This window comes from Arthrobacter sp. B3I9, from assembly GCF_030816935.1.
Lineage (GTDB): Bacteria > Actinomycetota > Actinomycetes > Actinomycetales > Micrococcaceae > Arthrobacter.
The window spans coordinates 1,384,589-1,403,357 of the sequence record NZ_JAUSYO010000001.1 but is presented as its reverse complement, the minus strand read 5'-3'; the positions used below and the strand labels follow the sequence as shown (position 1 = coordinate 1,403,357).

Annotated in this window: 18 protein-coding genes; 7 read left to right on the top strand and 11 right to left on the bottom strand. The window is 67.0% G+C overall.

The window, feature by feature from the left end:
• Positions 1 to 49 precede the first annotated feature (49 nt).
• Together QFZ65_RS06670 and QFZ65_RS06665 are read left to right on the top strand one after the other, a co-directional pair.
• The gene (locus QFZ65_RS06670) at positions 50 to 1,396 is read left to right on the top strand and encodes an MFS transporter (protein WP_306909193.1); all 1,347 of its coding nucleotides are present in this window, start codon (positions 50 to 52) and stop codon (positions 1,394 to 1,396) included.
• 168 nt (positions 1,397 to 1,564) lie between these two features.
• Complete coding sequence (locus tag QFZ65_RS06665) at positions 1,565 to 2,071, top strand: Lrp/AsnC family transcriptional regulator (RefSeq protein ID WP_306909191.1); 507 nt, start codon at positions 1,565 to 1,567, stop codon at positions 2,069 to 2,071.
• Positions 2,072 to 2,085: 14 nt separating this feature from the next.
• Here the strand turns inward: QFZ65_RS06665 and QFZ65_RS06660 are convergent, their stop codons facing one another.
• A complete protein-coding gene (locus tag QFZ65_RS06660) occupies positions 2,086 to 3,327 on the bottom strand; it encodes an MFS transporter (protein ID WP_306909189.1) in 1,242 nt (413 codons plus the stop codon).
• A 176-nt stretch (positions 3,328 to 3,503) separates the two neighbouring features.
• Here QFZ65_RS06660 and QFZ65_RS06655 point away from each other — a divergent pair, with 176 nt between their 5' ends.
• Both QFZ65_RS06655 and corA read left to right on the top strand, forming a co-directional pair.
• Entirely contained in the window at positions 3,504 to 4,034 is a 531-nt protein-coding gene (locus QFZ65_RS06655) for an Lrp/AsnC family transcriptional regulator (protein ID WP_306909188.1), read from the top strand.
• A 43-nt stretch (positions 4,035 to 4,077) separates the two neighbouring features.
• Positions 4,078 to 5,073 carry a magnesium/cobalt transporter CorA gene (corA, locus tag QFZ65_RS06650; protein WP_306909186.1) on the top strand — a complete coding sequence of 332 codons (996 nt, stop codon included), beginning with the start codon at positions 4,078 to 4,080 and terminating at the stop codon, positions 5,071 to 5,073.
• A gap of 46 nt (positions 5,074 to 5,119) precedes the next feature.
• Here the strand turns inward: corA and QFZ65_RS06645 are convergent, their stop codons facing one another.
• Both QFZ65_RS06645 and QFZ65_RS06640 read right to left on the bottom strand, forming a co-directional pair.
• Positions 5,120 to 5,443, bottom strand: a complete 324-nt coding sequence (locus QFZ65_RS06645) for a hypothetical protein (protein WP_306909184.1) — start codon at positions 5,441 to 5,443, stop codon at positions 5,120 to 5,122.
• 65 nt (positions 5,444 to 5,508) lie between these two features.
• Positions 5,509 to 7,101 carry an ABC-F family ATP-binding cassette domain-containing protein gene (locus QFZ65_RS06640; RefSeq protein WP_306909182.1) on the bottom strand — a complete coding sequence of 531 codons (1,593 nt, stop codon included), beginning with the start codon at positions 7,099 to 7,101 and terminating at the stop codon, positions 5,509 to 5,511.
• Between the two features lie 346 nt (positions 7,102 to 7,447).
• Between QFZ65_RS06640 and QFZ65_RS06635 the strand changes: the two genes are divergently transcribed.
• Complete coding sequence (locus tag QFZ65_RS06635; RefSeq protein ID WP_306909180.1) at positions 7,448 to 8,326, top strand: neutral zinc metallopeptidase; 879 nt, start codon at positions 7,448 to 7,450, stop codon at positions 8,324 to 8,326.
• Between the two features lie 30 nt (positions 8,327 to 8,356).
• Here QFZ65_RS06635 and QFZ65_RS06630 read toward each other — a convergent pair whose 3' ends face one another.
• Genes QFZ65_RS06630 through QFZ65_RS06605 form a run of 6 tightly spaced genes read right to left on the bottom strand, consistent with a single transcriptional unit; the run spans position 8,357 to position 13,481 of the window.
• On the bottom strand, positions 8,357 to 9,220 hold the full coding sequence (locus tag QFZ65_RS06630) for a prenyltransferase (protein ID WP_306909178.1): 864 nt from the start codon (positions 9,218 to 9,220) through the stop codon (positions 8,357 to 8,359).
• Positions 9,217 to 9,552, bottom strand: coding sequence for a lycopene cyclase domain-containing protein (locus QFZ65_RS06625; protein ID WP_306909176.1), 336 nt, complete (start codon positions 9,550 to 9,552; stop codon positions 9,217 to 9,219). The genes QFZ65_RS06630 and QFZ65_RS06625 overlap by 4 nt, the downstream gene beginning before the upstream one ends.
• Positions 9,549 to 9,896 carry a lycopene cyclase domain-containing protein gene (locus tag QFZ65_RS06620; RefSeq protein ID WP_306909175.1) on the bottom strand — a complete coding sequence of 116 codons (348 nt, stop codon included), beginning with the start codon at positions 9,894 to 9,896 and terminating at the stop codon, positions 9,549 to 9,551. Before QFZ65_RS06620 ends, QFZ65_RS06625 begins: the two co-directional genes overlap by 4 nt.
• Positions 9,893 to 11,503 carry a phytoene desaturase family protein gene (gene crtI, locus QFZ65_RS06615; RefSeq protein WP_306909173.1) on the bottom strand — a complete coding sequence of 537 codons (1,611 nt, stop codon included), beginning with the start codon at positions 11,501 to 11,503 and terminating at the stop codon, positions 9,893 to 9,895. Before crtI ends, QFZ65_RS06620 begins: the two co-directional genes overlap by 4 nt.
• Positions 11,500 to 12,414 carry a phytoene/squalene synthase family protein gene (locus QFZ65_RS06610; RefSeq protein WP_306909171.1) on the bottom strand — a complete coding sequence of 305 codons (915 nt, stop codon included), beginning with the start codon at positions 12,412 to 12,414 and terminating at the stop codon, positions 11,500 to 11,502. Before QFZ65_RS06610 ends, crtI begins: the two co-directional genes overlap by 4 nt.
• On the bottom strand, positions 12,411 to 13,481 hold the full coding sequence (locus QFZ65_RS06605; RefSeq protein ID WP_306909169.1) for a polyprenyl synthetase family protein: 1,071 nt from the start codon (positions 13,479 to 13,481) through the stop codon (positions 12,411 to 12,413). Before QFZ65_RS06605 ends, QFZ65_RS06610 begins: the two co-directional genes overlap by 4 nt.
• Positions 13,482 to 13,515: 34 nt before the next feature.
• Between QFZ65_RS06605 and idi the strand changes: the two genes are divergently transcribed.
• Complete coding sequence (idi, locus tag QFZ65_RS06600) at positions 13,516 to 14,055, top strand: isopentenyl-diphosphate Delta-isomerase (RefSeq protein WP_306909167.1); 540 nt, start codon at positions 13,516 to 13,518, stop codon at positions 14,053 to 14,055.
• An 18-nt stretch (positions 14,056 to 14,073) separates the two neighbouring features.
• Here idi and QFZ65_RS06595 read toward each other — a convergent pair whose 3' ends face one another.
• Positions 14,074 to 14,835, bottom strand: a complete 762-nt coding sequence (locus QFZ65_RS06595; protein WP_306909165.1) for a glycosyltransferase family 2 protein — start codon at positions 14,833 to 14,835, stop codon at positions 14,074 to 14,076.
• 37 nt (positions 14,836 to 14,872) lie between these two features.
• Positions 14,873 to 15,073, bottom strand: a complete 201-nt coding sequence (locus QFZ65_RS06590) for a hypothetical protein (protein WP_306909163.1) — start codon at positions 15,071 to 15,073, stop codon at positions 14,873 to 14,875.
• Between the two features lie 262 nt (positions 15,074 to 15,335).
• Here QFZ65_RS06590 and fdh point away from each other — a divergent pair, with 262 nt between their 5' ends.
• Positions 15,336 to 18,671, top strand: a complete 3,336-nt coding sequence (gene fdh / locus QFZ65_RS06585; RefSeq protein WP_306909161.1) for a formate dehydrogenase — start codon at positions 15,336 to 15,338, stop codon at positions 18,669 to 18,671.
• Positions 18,672 to 18,769: the final 98 nt, after the last annotated feature.

Here is an 18,769-nt window from a genome sequence, read left to right as displayed (position 1 = left end):
GCGAATCATGCATTGGAAGCATGGCTTCGGGGCGGCCTAGTCTGGGAGGATGCCGCGCTTCCACCCTTTCCGACGCTCCGCTGCCACCGCGCTCGCTGCCGCCCCCGCTCCGGCCGCGGGACCCATCCCGGCAGCGGAACCGGCCGCGGAACCAGCACGGCCGTCGACCCCACAGCCCTGGACCGGGCACGCCAAAGGCTCGCGGGCCTACGGACGAGTCCTCACCGCGCTGGGCTTCGCCGGCGTCGCCACCTTCGCGCAGCTGTACTCCACCCAGGCGGTCCTGCCCATCCTCGCATCGGATCTCCGGGTGACAGCGGCCGAGGCAGCCCTGACCATCTCCCTTGCCACTGTGGGGCTCGCGGCGACCGTACTCCCCTGGTCCTTCGCAGCCGACCGCATCGGACGTGTCCGGGCCATGGCATGGGGAATCTCGGCCGCCACCGTCCTGGGGCTCCTGGTGCCGCTGGCCCCCACCTTCCCGATCCTCCTCGGCCTTCGCATGCTTGAGGGGATGGCACTCGGCGGAATCCCTGCCATCGCCATCGCCTACCTCAACGAGGAAGTCAACAAGGCCCATGCCGCGCTCGCTTCCGGCAGCTACGTCGCCGGAACGACGCTGGGCGGACTGGCGGGGCGGATCGTGGCCGGCCCGGCGGGTGAGCTGTGGGGCTGGCGGGCCGCGGCACTCGCGGTGTCTGTCCTTGCCACCGCGGCTGCCGTCATCTTCCTGTTATTGGTGCCTAAGGCGCAGGGTTTCACAGCTGCCGAGGCAAGCGGCTTCCGCGGCGCGCTCGGGACCCTGGCGGGCCATGCGCGCAACCCCAGGCTGCTGGCGCTCTACATCCAGGCCTTCCTGCTGATGGGCGGTTTCGTGGCCATCTACAACTATCTTGGCTTCCGTTTGTCCGGGGAACCCTTCAATCTGCCGGCCACCGCCATCAGCCTCATCTTCCTCGCCTACCTCTCGGGAACCGTTTCGGCCCGCTGGGCCGCGGGGCTGACCGTGCGCTTCGGCCGCCGCAATGTGCTGATCGCGGGGACTGCCCTCATGGTGGGCGGACTGGCCCTCACGCTCACGCAGCTGCTGCCGCTGATCCTGCTGGGGCTGCTGGTATTCACCGGCGGTTTCTTTGCCGCCCACGGCATCGGCGCAGGCTGGACCGGAGTCATCGCCAGCTCCGGCCGCGCCCAGGCCGCCTCCCTCTACAACCTGGCGTACTACCTTGGCTCCAGCATCCTCGGCTGGGCCGGCGGCCTGGTCTTCCAGACTCTCGGCTGGACAGCCCTGGCGCTGACGGTCATCGGACTGGCCTGCACGACGGCGGTGATCACCGCCGTCGTGCACCCTTCGTCGGCGCGTGCGGCGCGGGGAACGGTTGTGCCGGCGTCCTAAGGTGGCGTCTTTAACAGCCCGCATGGCGCGGGAACGAACCTCGCTGTGCGAACATCCACCGTTGAATCGGGCGGACTTCTCGCAGTTGTTCGAAGAATCGCGTACTTCACGAATAGAACTGCCACGTGGCGCGATTATGATGAACTGACAAGACTTCGAGGAGGATCCGTGACGAACAGTGCCAAGAACATCCGGCAGGCCGCAGGTGCCGGGGAACCGCTGGACGCCGTAGACGAGCGCCTTCTCGCGGCGCTGGTAGCGGACGCCCGCATCTCCAACAAGCAGCTGGCTGAACTCGTGGGCATTGCCCCGTCCACGGCCTTGATGCGCACCCGCGCCCTTTCCGAGCGGGGAATCATCCAGGGGTTCGAGGCAAAGCTCAGCCTGTCGGCCATCGGGCGCTCGGTCCAGGCACTGATCGCCGTCCGGCTCAGGGCGCATGACCGCGAGCAGATCGACCGTTTCACGTCCCGTGTCCCCCGTCTGCCCGCCGTGCTGTCGACCTTCCACACCTCGGGCTCCGTGGACTACCTGCTGCACATCGCCGTCGCCACCACCGAGGAGCTGCGGGACTGGGTGCTGGACAACCTCGCCACCGACCCCGTTGTGGGCCACACGGAAACCACGCTCGTGTTCGAACACATCCAGGGCAACCACGGGCCGCTGCCGGACTGACGGCTCCGCGAGAGTCAGGCTGCCGGACGCAGCGCCGCCCGAATGGTGATTGCGGCGAGGACGGCTGCAAGGACCGCACACAGTACGACGAACCCCGCGACGGCGGCCTGCAGGCCCACCACCCCGGCGGCGAGCCCCAGGCCAATGACGGGGACGGCGCTGCCGAGGTAGGTGATCACATAGACGGTGCTGATGATCTGCGCGTGCCGCGACGGCTCGACCTTTCCGGCCACGTCGTTGAAGACCGTCCGGAAGGACACGCCCTGGCCCAGGCCGGCGGTGACACTTGCCAGGACCAGCAGCCAGGGGCTGCTCGACGCGGCGGCCGCGGCGATCAGCAACACCGAGACCGCCAGCATGCCCAGCCCCGCCGGCACCACAAAGCGACCGCGGACGGCTACCAGCTGGCTCACGGCCGAAGCACCCAGTGCCAGGCCCGCCAGGAGTCCGATCAGGGGACGTGAATCGGCGTGAACGATCTGGGCGAAGTAGCCCGGCGCGAGCGAGAGGCAGAATCCGAACACGGTGAAGCTCAGGAACCCCACGGAGGAAGCCAGCCAGAACGCACCGCGCGCCTCGCTGGACACTGACGGCCGGCGCGGGGCCAGCACCCGCAGCGGCTGCGGACCGGCGGCCGCTTTGATGGCCGGACGTGCCTTGAGCAGGAACAGCGGGACCAGCAGCGCGACCAGGACGCAGGAATGCAGGACGTACGGCGTCGACGTCGGCCCGGGCAGGAGCGAGAGCACCCCGCTGATCACCGGCCCGGCCGCCACTCCCCCGGCGGATGCCAGCAGCGTGAACCGGGAGGCCCACTCGGGTCGGCTGGGCAGCAGTTCACGCAAGGCAGCGGAGCTGGCCCCCGTGGCGAGCGCTACTCCAATGCCCTGCAGGGCCCGGCCCACGGACAGCATGAGCAGGCTGTCCGCCGAACCGAAAACCGCACCGCCGGCAAGTCCCGCGAGCACGGCCAGCATGAGGGCGGCCCTGCGTCCGATGTGATCCGACCAGTGCCCCGCGAGCATGAGCGTGGCCACGAGAGCCAGGACGTAGACGGAGAAGGCGACCGTGACATCCAGGGCACTGATCCCAAGCTTGGCCTGCAGCAATGGATACAGCGGCGTCGCCAGGTTGGCGCCGACCAGCAGCGTGAAAATCACGACGCCTGCCATCACCAGCCGGGCCGTGAGGGAAGCGTCCCAGCCCCAGCGGTCGGCGGTGGCCGGGCGCATGCGGAGTTCGCTGAAAACAGTCATGATCCGTGCCTTGCAGAAATTTGGGCTCCCTGGCACACGGGGTGGCGGTGCAGGAAGTCCGGTGGGAGGTTGATAAGTAAATAGTCCGGCATTTCCAGCCCAGATAGCCGGTTTTCTGTGCCAAAATTGATCAAAATAATCAAGTGACCGCCGCGTAAATAACCAGGAGTGACGATTTGAACGGTTTGGACCCCACCGATCTGAAAATCCTGCTCGAGCTGATCCGGGATCCGCGGGTCCAGATCGGCGAGCTCAGTGAGACGCTGGGCATCGCGCGCAACACGGCGCAGACGCGGCTGCGGCGCATGCAGCGCTCCGGGCTCCTGCACGACGGCGGCCGTGAGATCGACCTCGAGGCGGTGGGCTACGACGTCGTCGCGTTTGTCACCATCGAGGTGACCCACCGGGAGCTGGACGGTGTGGTGGGCGCCCTGCGCCTGATCGCGCAGGTGCTGGAGGTACACGAAATCTCCGGGCGCGGCGACGTCTGGTGCCGCGTCGTGGCAACCGATACCCACAACCTCCAGGCCGCCCTGCGGTCCATTCTGAAAATCAAGGGCGTCATCCGGACGGAGACCGTCCTCGCGCTGCATACCCACATCCCGTACCGTACAGAGCCGCTTATCAGCCGTTTGTCCCAGGGCAGCAGCATGGCGCCGGGCGGATCCAGGCCGCCGGCGGGACCCCGGACGGACCGCCGGGACTGACACCCTGGCGGCCGGCCCCAGCGCCAGGCACCATAATTGTGCGGTGACTATCATCGATAACGCCGTCTACGTTGACGGCGTCCGCAGCGCCGAGCCGGAAAGCCTCGAGCAGACCTTTGAAACCCTGAGCCGGCATGGCGGAATGGCCTGGATCGGGCTCTACCGTCCGACCCAGACGGAAATGGCCGCCGTGGCCGCGGAATTCGGGCTGCACGCGCTGGCCGTTGAGGACGCAATTTCAGCCCACCAGCGCCCGAAGCTGGAGCGTTACGGCGATAACCTCTTCACCGTGCTCCGGCCGGCGCGGTACCTCGACGAGAGCGAAACGGTGGAGTTCGGCGAACTGCACATTTTCACCGGACGGAACTTTGTAGTTACCGTCCGGCACGCCGAGACGGCAGGCGTGGCGCAGGTCCGCCGTCGGCTGGAGGAACGCGGGGACCTGCTGGCCCACGGCCCGGAGGCAGTGCTGTACGCGCTTTTGGACCAGGTGGTGGATGACTATGGTCCCGTGGTTGCCGGCCTGGAGAACGACATCGACGAAATCGAAGACCAGCTTTTCAGCGGCGACGCCAAGGTGTCCCGCCGCATCTACGAGCTCGCCCGGGAGGTCATCCAGTTCCAGCGCGCCATCCATCCGCTTCCCGCCATGATGCAGCTGCTGCGGCGGGGCTTCGAGAAGTACGACGTCGACGGCGAGCTCCGGCACAACCTGCGGGACGTGGAGGACCACGTGGAGCGGTTGATCTCGCGAGCCGATTCCTTCCGGGACCTGCTCCAGAATGCGCTGACCCTCGACGGCACCCTGACCGCCAACCGGCAGAACGAGGCCAGCGCGGAGCAGAACGAACAGGTCAAGAAGATCTCGTCCTGGGCGGCGATTTTCTTCGCCCCCTCGTTTGTGGCGGGGGTCTACGGAATGAATTTCGACCACATGCCGGAACTTCACTGGGCCTGGGGCTACCCCATGGCGATCGGACTCATGGCAGCCACCGCGGGGCTCATGTACGCGATCTTCAAGAAGAAGGACTGGCTCTAGACGCCAGGTAGCGCGGGGCCGGTCGGCGTTTTTTGGCCGCCTCGGGTCAGCGGGAGGAGCGCCGGTTCCGGGCCTGGGCCAGCAAACGCGTGAACGCCAGCACAAAGAGGACCTCGATGAGGACCATCAGGCCGAACCACAGCCACTGCCCCCGGCCGACAAAGTTGACCATGCCGACGACGACGAGGACGGTGCCCAGCGTCAGGGCGTAGACGGCGAAGCCGATCGCCACCTTGGCGCTCCGCACCCCGGTGCGGAAGCCGAAGCCCTGCGGTTCGCCGCCGGGATATCCCGCAACGCGGTCCGGGCCTGCCGGCTGGAGCCGGTCAAACTCTTCCCAGGGGTCGCGATCCTGATCCTGCTCGGTCATATCTCCATTATCCCGCGTTTCCATCCGCCGGCACCTGCCCGGAGTCCGGATGGGGCGCGCCGCGGCTACGCGGCGCGTACCTCGATCTCGCCCGCCGCGGCGCCCTCGACGCCGAAGACGAGGTGTCGGTTCGCGATTTTTTCGCTGAAGAACCGGTCGTGGCTGACCACGACGACGGCGCCGGGAAAGTGCACCAGCGCCCGTTCCATGACCTGGGTGCTGGACAGGTCCAGGTGGTTGGTTGGCTCATCGAGCAGCAGAACCGAGGCACCGGACAGCAGGCACTGGGCCATGGCGACGCGGGCCTTCTGCCCGCCGGAAAGGTTTCCGATCTTCTGCTTGAGGTCGGCCTCGGAGAACTGGAACATCGCCAGGAACCTGTTCACGGACTTCTTCGTGGCGCTGAAGGCAAGGCTGTCCGGCAGTGCGTTGACCGCATGGGAGACCGTGTCGCCGTCGTCGAGGTCCTCCAGCATCTGGTTGTAGGAGACGAAACCCGGCCCTTTCGCCCAGGCCACGCTGCCCGAATCGGCCTGCTCCTCGCCCGTCAACACCCTGAGCAGTGTCGACTTCCCGCTGCCGTTGGCGCCGAGCACCACGATCCGGTTGCCGCGGCGGATCTCGAAGCTCAGGTCCTCGAAGAGGACCTTCTGGCCGTAGGACTTGCCCAGCCCCTCCACCCGGCAGAGCACATCCTTCACGTGCAGGCCGCCGTAAATCTCGGTGACGATCTGGTCCACCGGCCGAGGGGTCCGGGATTTCTTGATCTTGGCGAGCTGGTTCCCGAGCCCGCGGCTGGCAGCCTTGGCGGCTTCGCGTCGGTCAGCGATGCCTTCCGCTTCAAAGGCCAGCAACTCGGACTCGTGCACGAACTGTGATTCGAGGGCCTTGAGGCGGAACTGCTTCTGCACCACATACTCCGCAAAATTGCCCGGGTACTCGTGCAGGTGGTAGTTCTCCACCTCGATGATCCGGGTTACGACGGCGTCGAGGAACTTCCGGTCGTGCGAGACGATGATCGCTGCGCCCCGGAAGTCGCGGAACCAGCTCTCCAGCCACTCGACGCCCGCCACGTCGAGGAAGTTGGTGGGCTCATCCAGGAGCAGGACGTCAGGGCCTTCGAGGAGGATCTTGGCCAGGGCGGCGCGGTTGCGCCAGCCGCCGGACAGCTCGTCAATGGCGCAGTTGCGGTGGGCCTCGTCGAAGCCCAGGGTCGTGAGGACCGTGTCGATGCGCCGCGGGTAGTCCCAGCCATCCAGCCGGTCCATGTCCTCGAAGAGCTCCGCCTGGCGTGTGATGAGCCGGTCCAGCTCCGCTCCGGCAGGATCCTGGGCGATGGCGGCATCGATGGAGGCCAGTTCGGCCTCCGTAGCCTTGATTGCCGCAAAGAGGCCGTCGAGCGTTTCGAGGATTGTGGCCTCGCCGTTGAGCTCCGAGAACTGCGAGAAGTAGCCGATCCTGATTCCCTGCCCGAGACTGACGGTGCCGGTGTCCGGAGCCACCTGGTCCAGGACCAGCTTGAGGATCGTCGTCTTGCCCGAGCCGTTTTTCCCGATCAGCCCGACGCGGTCGCCTGCTTCCAGTCGGAAAAACGCCTCGCGGAGGACCTGGGTGTTGTCATAACGGACGCTGACGTCCTGCAGCCGGACCAGGCTCATGGGCTGTCCTCTCAAGGGATGTTCCTGCCCTGCCAAAGAGAAGGCCCTCCACGCCGGCGGATACGCCGGCCGGGAGGGCCACGCTTGTGGGGCAGCTGCCGGAATACCGTCCGGCGTTCCTGCCATTTTAGTCCATCCGGCCCGTGGGCCCGGCGGACGGTCCGAGTGCTCCCGAGGCTCCGGAAAGCTCTTGAGGTTTGTTGGCGGTTGCGGATCCATAACGCCCGGGCAAGAGTCGTGGACACCCCGGAAGGGAGGCTCCTATCCTTGAGCCCTGGGGGACGGCCCGCAGGGTCACGTCGGAAACGGCAATCACTCTGGTCTCGTGATGACCGAGGAGTGCGCCATGGCCCGCCACCTATCCGCAACGATCCCCCTCCTGCTGGCAGCGGTGCTGCTGGCCTCCTGTACGCCCGGCGGCACGCCGCCGGCGGCTGAATCCACGGCAGCCACGGGGACCCCGTCCCCGGACAGCACGGCCAGCGCGACGCCGTCGCCTGCACCAACCACCACCGCGCCGGAGCCTCCTCCGACCACCCTGAAAGCTGCCGTCCCGGCACCACCCGAGAAACTCGCAGCCAACCGCGCGTCGCTCTACTGCCCGAAAGGGGCCACCACGCGGTGCCGCAGCTATGCGGACATGGCGGGCTACTTCGACGACCTGCTGGCGGTCCTCACCCCGATGTTCGATGAACAGTACGGCGTCGCGAACCGCCCGGCCGCTTTCAACTATGTGGCAGCCGGCCTGACCGGGCCCACCCCCTGCGTCCAGGACGACGGGACCCCTGACGCGTACACCAGCACGGATCACTCCTATTGCTCCGCCGACCGGGCGATCTACACCGGACAGGACGCCCTGTGGGTGCTTTACAACGGCGTTGGCCTCGCGGCTCCGGCCGTCGCCTATGCCCACGAATGGGGACACCATATCCAGACCTTCATGCAGGTCGAGGAACCCGAAACGCCCGCCGAAAATGCTGTCCTGGAAAAGCAGGCCGACTGCGTCGCCGGGGCCTGGGCGCAGCACGCTGCGCAGGCCGGCAACCTGAACTACCCGGCGGACCTGGGCGATCTCAATGCCGTCATGGCCGCCGTCGCTCCCCCGGACCCCGGTGAGGAGGCTATCCCCGTGGCGGAACGCGTGGCCGCGTTCCAGCTTGGTTACACCGGCGGGCTTCCGGGCTGCAACTCCTTCTTGCCGGAAACGCCGATCCTGGCGGGGTAGCCTGCCCCGTAAAGGCCCGGCGGCCCGCCCTCACCGCACCGCCGCATACCAGATCAGCAACATGGTCACGAGGAATCCGGTGACGTAGTTGAGCCACAGGAACCGCTTCCATCCGCGGTGGGCCTGCTCGGAGTTTTGATCCGTCACCGTGACGAAGGGGACGATGCTGAGCACGTAGGGGAACGCCAGCAGGAATGCGAGCGGCCCCGGCCACGGCGTGAACAGCAGCAGCGCGCCACTGGCCAGGTAGGCAGCGATCGCAAATCGGACAGTGGCCTGGCCTCCGATCACGGTGGCGATGGACCCTATGCCGCCGGCACGGTCCGCCACCACATCCTGCACCGCGCCGAAGGCATGGCTGGCGATGCCCCACAGGAAGAACGCAGCCAGCAGCGCCCACAACGGAGCCGTGAAATGCGCCTGCGCCAGCACCAGGCCGTAGACGGCCGGGCTCACAAAGTGCGTGCTGGATGTGGCCGAATCCAGGAACGGGCGCTCCTTGAACCGCAGCCCCGGGGCGCTGTAGGCCACGACCGCGAAGATGCTGACCGCCAGCACCAGCCAGGACAACGGACTGCCCAGCAGCACCAGGGCCACGAGGAACGGCACGTTGGTGGCAATGGCCGCCCGCAACGTGACGGAATGCATGGTGCGGTCCAGGACCGCCCCCTCCACCCCGCCCTTGCGCGGGTTCCGGAGGTCCGATTCGTAGTCAAACACGTCATTGATGCCGTACATGGCCAAGTTGTAGGGGACCAGGAAATACAGGGTCCCCAGGACCCAGGCGAGGTCGATCTCCCGCGCCGTGAGCAGGTACGCCGCGGCAAACGGATAGGCCGTGTTCACCCAGGACAGCGGGCGGGAGGACAGAAGGAGCATGCGGAACGTCTTCATGGCCGCCTCCTCGGCGGACGGGCTTTCGAGGCGCGGCCCAGGAGAATCCACAGCGCCGGCAGCAGCAGCACCGCGGCCACCGGATACGCGAAATCCTCCAGCGGGGCCAGTCCCACCATGGCGCCGGAGATCATGTCAGGGGCGTAGGTGAAGAGTCCGGCGGCGATCATCAGGTTGTCGAACACGGCCGTCAGGACAAGCACGACGGCGGCCGTCCCGCCGGCCGCTGCCAAGGCCGCTGTGCGGGCACGGCCCTTGGGGGTGAGGGCCGCCGCGGTTCCGGCACCAAGGGCGGCGAGCAGGAACACCGTGTTAAGTGCCCAGTAGCTCATGAGAGTTCCTCAGCTTTTTCGCGGTGCAGCAGCCGCGATCCCAGGTGGCGCCGGAACAGCTGGAACAGATTCATCACCAGATAGCAGAGGAAGAGCAGGAAGACCGGCTCCTCCAATGGCAGTTCCGGAGCCAGCTCGACGCCGATGGTCTTGTTGTGCCCCCGGAAGAAGATGCCCAGCCCGATCCCGGCCAGGTCCCAGGCCAGAAAGAACACCAGCCCCGCGGCCAGGACCACTGCCGCCCGGCGGGCGTCCTGCCAGAAGAACAGGCGCAGCCTTTGGTCCAGGAGCACCATGCAGCCCAGCGAGGCCGCCAGGAACAAAAGGTACGCCGCCGCCGTCAAACCCCCGTCCTCCGCCCGCTCAGGGCAGGGCTGAGCGGCACCGGAAGGGGACCGGTGCTGACATCGCCGCGCAATCGCTTAAGCACCAGTTCGGCGCTGATCAGGCACATCGGGATGCCAATCCCCGGAATCGTGGAGGCCCCTGCGTAATACAGCCCCTGGACCTTGCGGCTGACATTGCCGGCGCGGAAAAACGCACTTTGGTTGAGCGTGTGCGCCGGCCCCAGCGACGTGCCCTTCCAGGAGTGGTAGTCCCGCTCAAAATCCGCAGGACCGTACAGCCGGCGCAGGACAATGCGCTCCGCCAGGTCGGGGATGCCTGCCCACTCGCTCAGTTGCCCGATGACGGCGTCGGCAGCCTGGTTCAGCCGCTCATCGCCGCTCCCGCCCAGCCCCGGATCCGGCGGAATGGGCACCAGCACGAACACAGTCTCATGCCCGGCCGGCGCCACGTCCGGATCGGTGGCGCTGGGCTTGCACACATACATCGACGCCGGCGCCGGAATGGACGTCTCCTTGCCGAAGATCGCTTTGAAGTTCTCCTCCCAGTCCGCGGTGAACAGCAGGGTGTGGTGCTGCAACTGGGGCAATTCCCCGCGCACACCCAGGTAGAGGAGCAACGCACTTGGCCCGGCGGTGCGCCGCGACCAGTAGCGCTCGGGATACGTCTGCAGGTTCCGCGGGAGGAGGGCAGTTTCGGTGTGATGAAGGTCAGCGGCGGAAACCACGACGTCGGCCGCCAGGCTTCCTGCGGTTCCGTCACCGGTGCGGTAGCGCACCCCGCGTACAGCCGCCGGACGGCGCCGGGACGTCGTCGGGACCGTCTGTATCTCCAGCACTTCGGCGTTCGGCTCGATAACCACCCCGGCGTCGCGGGCCAGCTTCTCCACCGCCTCCACCAGCCGGGCAAATCCGCCCATGGGATAGTGCACGCCCACGTCCAGATCCAGGTGGCTCATCAGGTGGTACATGCTGGGAGCGGTGAACGGTGAAGCTCCCAGGAACACCGCGGGGTACTCGAGGATCTGCTGCAGGCTGGGGTTGCTGACATACCGCCGGACATGGCTGTGCAGCGGCTCCAGCAGCAGGCGGCCAAGCCGAGGAAGCCGGCCCAGCACGTCCGCCCTCAGCAGCGGAGCGAATGACTGGAACGTCGGGTAGAGAAAGCGGCGCTTGGCCATGGTGTACGTGTCTGCGGCGGAATCCAGGTACTTCTCCAGCCGGGCACCCGCCCCGGGCTCCAGCCGGTCAAAGAGTTCAACCACCCCCGCGCGCTGCGCGGGCACGTCCACGGGCCGGCCGGACCCCTCGGAAATGAGGCGGTAGCCGGGGTCCAGCTTCACCAGGTCCAACTGCTGGTCCGCGGACGTGCCCAGGAGCCGGAAGTAGTGGTCAATGACCTCCGGCATCAGATACCAGGAGGGCCCGGCGTCGAACCTGAATCCCGCCTCGCCGAAGGAGTAGGCCCGGCCGCCCAGGGTCTCCTGCTTCTCGAGCACCGTGACGTGGTGCCCCTCGGCCGCGAGCAGGGCCCCCGTCGCCAGTCCGCTGATGCCGCCCCCGATCACCACCACTGTCCGCCCGGGCTCGACGGGCTTGTGCCTCATGGCGCCGCCACACGTGCCGGCCGCGGGCTCACGGGTTCCAGCCCGCGCCTGCCGGTAAGGACTCCGGCGGCGATGCGCAGCTTCATATGGGTGGGCACGCTGATCCGTGCGCTGATCAGGTCGGGTGCCGGCGTCGCGCGGATCCGCACGGCGAGTTCGGCAAAAAGCTCCTGGGCGAGGGCCACTGCCATGCGGCTGGAGGCTGGCAGGCCCCGCAGGACGGCCCGGGATTCGTGCAGGTCATGCTCGATGTCGGCCAGGAGCCGGGCCTTATGCACTTCGTCGAAATTGGTGGGCGAAACGCCGGGGAAATAGCTGCGGCCGAGGGACGTGAAGTCCTCGGCCAGGTCCCGGAGGAAGTTGATCTTCTGGAACGCTGCGCCCAGGTGCCGCGCGCCGCGCTCCAGCCGGGCCTGTTCCTCCTGAGCCACTTGGTGCCCGTACAGGAAGCACTTCAGGCACATCAGGCCCACCACTTCGGCGGAACCGTAGACGTAGCGGGTGAAGGATTCCGCGGTGTGTTCCACCTGGTCCAGGTCGGCCCGCATGGAGGCGAAGAATGGGCGGGTGAGGTCCGTGCCGATGCCCGTCCGACGGGCCGTGTCCGCGAAGGCATGGATCACAAGGTTGGTGCTGTATCCGGTGGCCAGGGCATGCTCGGTGTCCTGTTCGAACCCGTCAAGCTGCCGCCGGCTCTCTTCCGGTGACAGGCCCGCCGCGGAAGCCACGCCGTCAACGATCTCGTCGGCAACCCGCACCAGCGCGTACACCGAATCCACCGGGCGGCGCACGCTGTCGTCGAACAACCGCGATGCCAGTCCGAAGGACGTCGAGTAGGCCCGGAGCACCACACCGGAGGACTTCAGGGCGGCAGCCGTGTAATCGGCCAGCGCGTCGCGGTCCCGCTTCATGCGCCCATGCGGTCGGTGACCAGGCGGGACAGGGGCGCCAGGCCATCACGAAGAGTTTGCGGCACGAACGGCTGGGCCAGGGAATCCAGGGCCTGCTCCGTGAGGTCCGCGGCCAGCTTCAGGGTGCGGTCCCGGGCGCCGCAGGCCACCAGCAGCTCACGGATCTCGGCGGCATCCCTGGCGGCCAGTTCCTGGAGGGACAGCAGTTCCGCGATCCTTGGCCACTGCGGCTGTCCCGCTGCGTAGGCGATCAGCGCGGTGCGTTTTCCCTCGCGCAGGTCGCCCCAGCCCGTCTTGCCGGTCCGGGATTCATCGCCGAAAGCGCCCACAAGATCGTCAGCGACCTGATAGGCGGTGCCGATAATGCGCCCGAACTCGCCCATGGCCTGCACAATGTTGTGGTCTGCGCCGGCCAGGACCGCGCCGGCGCGCAGCGGCGCACCGAAGGAGTAGACGGCCGTTTTCAGCTTGGACATCTCCAGAACCTCGTCCACGGCCTGGGGCGAGGGATCCAGGGGCGCCAGCACGTCAAGGAGCTCGCCGGCAGCCGAAGCAACAATGGCCTCGTCCAGCAGATCGCCCAGCCGCTGCCGCGTGCGGAAGTCGACATCAACTTCCGACAAAAGGCGGTACGCGTTTGAGAGGGCCAGATCTCCTGCGATCACGGCGACTGACAGCCCCGTGTGCTCCGCCCTGTCAGGGCGGCTGCCCCGGGCCGCGGCCAGGCTTTGGTAGGTACCAGCCACATTCGGTACCCCGCGTCGGGTGAAGTCCCGGTCCACCACATCGTCGTGCACGATCAGGGCGGTATGCAGCAGCTCGAAGGACGCGGCCACGGTGGCCGCCGCCGTCCTGTCGGTGCCACCCAGCAGGGCATGGGCCGTCATCACCAGCCGGGGACGGAAGCGCTTCCCGCCTACGATGCTCGACTCAAGGTGCTGCCACAGGCTGAGGTAGTGGGGATGCATGGCGCCGGCCCGGCTTTTTGCCCGCGAAAAGAAGGCCGCCAGGACATCATCGACCAGGCGGCTATGGTCAGTGTGAGCCAGCGTGGTCCCCTTATCCATAGGTAAAGTAAACACGGGCACCCATGGGAGGGCAATGAACGCGACGGCAGAGCTGGTGGTCCTGGCCGCCGACGACGGGTCACCGGTCGGCGTCCAGGACAAGGCCACGGTGCATTCGTCCTCCACGCCGCTGCACCTGGCCTTCTCGGCGCACGTGTATGACGACGACGGCCGTATCCTCATTACCCGCCGTGCACTGTCGAAGCTGACGTGGCCCGGCGTCTGGACGAATTCCTTCTGCGGGCATCCCGCTCCCGGGGAGGGACTCGAGGACGCGGTCCGCCGCCGGGGGGAGCACGAGCTGGGCCTCCGACTGGACAGGGTGGAGCTGAAGGTGCCGGACTTCCGGTACCGGGCGGTGGATGCGTCCGGCATCGTGGAAAACGAAATCTGCCCCGTGTTCACGGCGCGTGCCGCTGCGCCGCTGGATCCGCGCGCGGACGAGGTCATGGAATGGCAGTGGACCGATCCTGCGCTGATCACCACCGCCGTGGCCGCAACGCCCTGGGTGTTCAGTCCGTGGCTGACCCTTCAGCTGCCTCTGCTTTACCCGGACCGGTTCGGCCCGGCGTAGGCGGCAGTTCCTGCCGGCTCAGCGCTGGTCTGATGCTCGACGGCGGCGCTCCCGCCGGGCGTTCAGTGTTCTGTGCCAGCGCTCCCACGGGGGCGCCTTGCGCCAGTGCACGGCCAAGGTGTGAAACGCGCGCTTCAAGCGCAGGCGCCCGGCGGCACCGCCCGTCAGCGCCCGGGCCGAAATGCCGACCTGCAGCGACCGGTCGTAGGCCGTACGCGAGGCGGGGCCGAGCGCAAAGCCGAGGTCGACGTCGTCGTGCACGTCCTGGTCCCAGCGGCTGACGTGCCTGCTGACGCCTTTCCAATCCCGGCGCCGAAAGGCGCAGTTGGATCCGAAGGGCGGCCAGTGGCCCATCGCGGCACCCATGAGGACGAAGTAGGCCTGGACGTAGGCAACCCGGGCAAGCCGGCTGCGGATCCTGCCGGTACCGTAAAAATTGCCCGGCCCGGTAAGGACCGCCAGGTCGGGTTCGCTGTGGAATCGCGCCGCAATCCGCTCCAGCCAGTCCGGCGGCGGAACAGTGTCGGCATCACACCGGACAATGACGTCGCCCCGGGCAGCGTCGTAGCCGGTTGACGCGGCGGCCGCGATCCCGGGCGCCCGCTCGTAAAGAACGCGGGCGCCGTGCCGGGCCGCTGTCTCGGCAGTGTTGTCGCTGGAGTGGTTGTCCACCACGATGATCTCCAGCGGTGCCACGGTCTGGGATTGCAGCGCCCGGAGGCAGAGCTTCAGCAGGTGGCCGTCGTTCTTGCACGGGATGACCACGGACAGTGACGGCATGTCCCGATGCTAGCGCTTTTACTTCCGCTTGGCGGGCCTACCGCAGGTCCGGCCAGAGACTCCGATCGAAGCCCCGCGCAGCAGGCTCAACGACGGCCTCTGCGAAGAGGTCATCGTGGAGAAGCGAGCGGGACCTGGCGTTGGCCGACGGCCCGGGCTGCGGCTTGCCCACTGGATGGTCGGTCTCTACGACGGGCTGCCTGCCCTCGGCGCCGGCCCGGTCCTCATTTGTAGCCATTGTCCCCCCCACGGACTCTTGGACTGCGGCACCGTTGCCGCATTCCTTGGGGTCACCGGAGCGCTCGGCTCCCTGAAGATGATTAGTCCGGAATGCGCCGACGTTTGGCGTCCACTCCCGACCCTCGTAGAGCTTATGCGCCCGGTGCACGCCTTGGACATAGGACTTTCGGCCTGTTTCGCAGATACCTGGAATGCGAAGGAGCGGCGCGACATGGACGTGTCTCTGTTGCCGGGGGCCCTGGTTGGGATAGGCTCCTGCCATGGCACGGCGCAGTTTTCTTCAATGGCCGGTCGTCCGGCAGCTGAGTACGGGCGATCTGCTGGGCCGTGGGCCGGCAGTAACTTCCCCGCAGACGAGGGCGATCACGCCGCGGACGGCCACGGCTGACCGAGTCGTGCAGAGCGTGTGCCCCTATTGCGCGGTGGGCTGTGGCCAACGGGTCTACGTCAAGGACGAGAAAGTCGTTCAGATCGAGGGCGACCCGGATTCGCCCATTTCCCGCGGCCGGCTGTGCCCCAAGGGCTCTGCCAGCGAGCAGCTGGTCAACTCGCCGGGCCGGCAGACCGGAGTGCTCTACCGTGCGCCACGCTCCTCCGAATGGCAACATCTTGATCTCGAAACAGCCATCGACATGGTGGCTGACCGGTTCATCGAGACCCGCCGCAGGACCTGGCAGCAGGAAGACGATGAAGGCCGGCTGCTGCGCCGCACGATGGGCATTGCCTCGTTGGGCGGGGCAACCCTGGACAACGAAGAAAACTACCTGATCAAAAAACTCTTCACGGCTGCCGGGGCAGTGCAGATCGAGAACCAAGCCCGCATTTGACACTCCGCCACGGTTCCCAGTTTGGGAGCCTCGTTTGGACGCGGTGGTGCAACGCAATCACTGCAAGACATGGCCAACGCCGACTGCATCATCATTCAGGGTTCCAACATGGCCGAGTGCCACCCTGTGGGATATCAGTGGGTCGCGGAGGCCAAGGCCCGCGGAGCGAAGGTCATCCACGTCGATCCCCGGTTCACGCGCACGTCCGCAGTCGCTGACAAGCACATTCCGATCCGGGCCGGCTCTGACGTTGTTCTTTTGGGTGCGCTGATCAACCACGTCCTCACCCACGACCTGTGGTTCAAGGAGTACGTGAGCGCCTACACCAACGCGGCCACGCTGGTTCACGCCGATTACCGCGACGCCGAAGACCTCGGCGGGCTGTTTTCCGGCTTCGATCCTGAGACCGGAGCGTACGACACGGCGTCATGGGCCTACGCGGAACAGGACGGCGGCACCATCGAAGAGCCTGCGGGTGACTCGGAACACGGCTCCGATGCTTCGGACCGTGCCGCTGGCCACCAGTTCGGCAGCGGAGGTCCGCCCCTGGAGCACGCCCAAGTGCAGCGTGACGATACCCTGCAGGACCCCCGGACCGTCTTCCAGATCCTGAAGCGGCATTACGCCCGCTACACCCCGGAGATGGTCCAGGACATGTGCGGCATCAGCGTCACGGACTTCGAGTACCTGGCCCGCGCCATTACGGAAAACTCGGGGCGCGAACGGACAACCTGCTTTGCCTACGCCGTCGGCTGGACCCAGCACTCGCTGGGAACGCAGTTCATCCGGTCCGCCGCCATCCTGCAGCTTCTGCTCGGAAACGTGGGCCGGCCAGGCAGCGGAATCATGGCCCTGCGCGGCCATGCCAGCATCCAGGGCTCCACAGACATACCGACCCTGTTCAACCTGTTGCCCGGGTACCTGCCAATGCCCAGCGCCGGCCGCCATGACACCCTCAGCGAATACTTGGGCGCCATCGCCTCCAAGAAGCAGAAGGGCTATTGGACAGATGCTGATGCCTACACCGTCAGCCTGCTGAAGGCCTGGTGGGGCGATGCCGCGAGGGCGGAAAACGACTGGGCCTACGACTACCTTCCCAGACTGACCGGAGCTCACGGCACCTACGAGACGGTAATGGGCATGCTTGAGGACAAGGTGGAGGGCTACTTCCTGCTCGGACAGAACCCCGCAGTGGGCTCGTCTAACGGCCGGATGCAACGGCTGGGCATGTCGCATCTGAAATGGCTGGTGGTGCGTGACCTGAATCTCATCGAGTCGGCGACCTGGTGGAAAGACGGCCCGGAGATCGAATCGGGCGAACTGCGCACCGAGGACATCGAGACCGAAGTGTTCTTCCTGCCTGCAGCTACCCACGTGGAGAAGGCTGGCTCGTTCACGCAGACCCAGCGGCTGCTGCAATGGCGGCACAAGGCGGTCGCCCCGCCCGGGGAGTGCCAGAGTGAGTTGGAGTTCTTCTTCAAGCTGGGCCAGCGGATCCGGGAGAGGCTGGCCGGTTCCGACGACGAACGCGACCGTCCGCTGCTCGACCTGACCTGGGACTACCCCACGGACGAACACGGCGATCCGGACGCGGAGGCGGTGCTTGCCGAGATCAACGGCCGTCGCCTCGACGGCCCGGATGCCGGCAAACCCCTCTCCGCATATACAGAGCTCCGCGCCGACGGTTCCACGGCAGCGGGCTGCTGGATCTACACCGGAGTGTATGCCGACGGCATCAACCACGCCGCCAACCGGAAGCCCGGCCAGGAGCAGGGACCTGCGGCTCCCGAATGGGGCTGGGCATGGCCGGCCAACCGCCGGATCCTCTACAACCGGGCGTCGGCTGACCCGGCCGGCAAGCCGTGGAGCGAGCGGAAGAAATACATTTGGTGGGACCAGGAGCAGGGGCGGTGGGTCGGCGACGATGTTCCCGACTTCCCCGTTGACCGGGCACCGGGCAGCCAGCCCGACCCCGATCTCGGCGGCGCCGCCGCACTCGGCGGCGATGATCCCTTCATCATGCAGGCCGACGGTAAGGGCTGGTTGTTCGCGCCGAAAGGCCTCATGGACGGCCCCCTTCCCACCCACTACGAGGCGCAGGAATCTCCAGTGGCCAACGCGCTTTACCCGCAACAGCAGAATCCGGCGCGGCTGGTGTTCCCCCGTGCCGATAACCTCAGCGCGCCAAGTGCCGGTACCAGTGGCGCAGACGTCTATCCGTACGTCTTCACCACGTACCGGCTTACCGAGCACCATACCGCCGGCGGGATGAGCCGTTGGCTCCCCTACCTGTCGGAGCTGCAACCGGAGATGTTCTGCGAGGTTTCGCCCGAACTGGCAGAAGAGCGCGGACTTGAGCCGTACGGGTGGGCCACTATTATTTCGGCCCGATCCGCCATCGAGGCGAAGGTGCTTGTCACTGACCGGATGAGGCCGCTGACCGTTGGCGGGCACACAGTGCATCAAATCGGACTGCCCTACCACTGGGGCGTCGGCAGTAATGCCGTCGTCAGCGGTGACGCGGCCAACGATCTGCTGGGCGTGACGCTGGATCCCAACGTCCAGATCCAGGAATCCAAGGTGGCCTCCTGCGACATCCGTCCGGGCCGCCGGCCCCGGGGGGAGGAACTGCTTGCCTTGGTTGCTGAGTATCAGGCGCGGGCAGGAGTGACCATCGAGACCGGTAATCAGGCCGTCACCAATCCGGCGGCGGAAGGCATCGAACCCGGCCCGGGCGAGGACGGCCGCACCGCTGGTGGGCCGCAATGATGAATATCTTCGTTGCCGGTCCCACCGGTCCGCACCATGGCCCGCCCGCGCGGCCGGGCCATTCTGCTAACGTTCCCGGTACCGACTCAAAGTTGGAG

Excerpts from the sequence above, each read along its gene's own strand:
- QFZ65_RS06670 (WP_306909193.1), top strand. The coding sequence starts at position 50 with ATGCCGCGCTTCCACCCTTTCCGACGCTCCGCTGCCACCGCGCTCGCT.
- QFZ65_RS06660 (WP_306909189.1), bottom strand. The coding sequence starts at position 3,327 with ATGACTGTTTTCAGCGAACTCCGCATGCGCCCGGCCACCGCCGACCGC.
- QFZ65_RS06645 (WP_306909184.1), bottom strand. The coding sequence starts at position 5,443 with ATGACCGAGCAGGATCAGGATCGCGACCCCTGGGAAGAGTTTGACCGG.
- QFZ65_RS06640 (WP_306909182.1), bottom strand. The coding sequence starts at position 7,101 with ATGAGCCTGGTCCGGCTGCAGGACGTCAGCGTCCGTTATGACAACACC.
- QFZ65_RS06635 (WP_306909180.1), top strand. The coding sequence starts at position 7,448 with ATGGCCCGCCACCTATCCGCAACGATCCCCCTCCTGCTGGCAGCGGTG.
- QFZ65_RS06630 (WP_306909178.1), bottom strand. The coding sequence starts at position 9,220 with ATGAAGACGTTCCGCATGCTCCTTCTGTCCTCCCGCCCGCTGTCCTGG.
- QFZ65_RS06625 (WP_306909176.1), bottom strand. The coding sequence starts at position 9,552 with ATGAGCTACTGGGCACTTAACACGGTGTTCCTGCTCGCCGCCCTTGGT.
- crtI (WP_306909173.1), bottom strand. The coding sequence starts at position 11,503 with ATGAGGCACAAGCCCGTCGAGCCCGGGCGGACAGTGGTGGTGATCGGG.
- QFZ65_RS06610 (WP_306909171.1), bottom strand. The coding sequence starts at position 12,414 with ATGAAGCGGGACCGCGACGCGCTGGCCGATTACACGGCTGCCGCCCTG.
- QFZ65_RS06605 (WP_306909169.1), bottom strand. The coding sequence starts at position 13,481 with ATGGATAAGGGGACCACGCTGGCTCACACTGACCATAGCCGCCTGGTC.
- idi (WP_306909167.1), top strand. The coding sequence starts at position 13,516 with ATGAACGCGACGGCAGAGCTGGTGGTCCTGGCCGCCGACGACGGGTCA.
- QFZ65_RS06595 (WP_306909165.1), bottom strand. The coding sequence starts at position 14,835 with ATGCCGTCACTGTCCGTGGTCATCCCGTGCAAGAACGACGGCCACCTG.
- QFZ65_RS06590 (WP_306909163.1), bottom strand. The coding sequence starts at position 15,073 with ATGGCTACAAATGAGGACCGGGCCGGCGCCGAGGGCAGGCAGCCCGTC.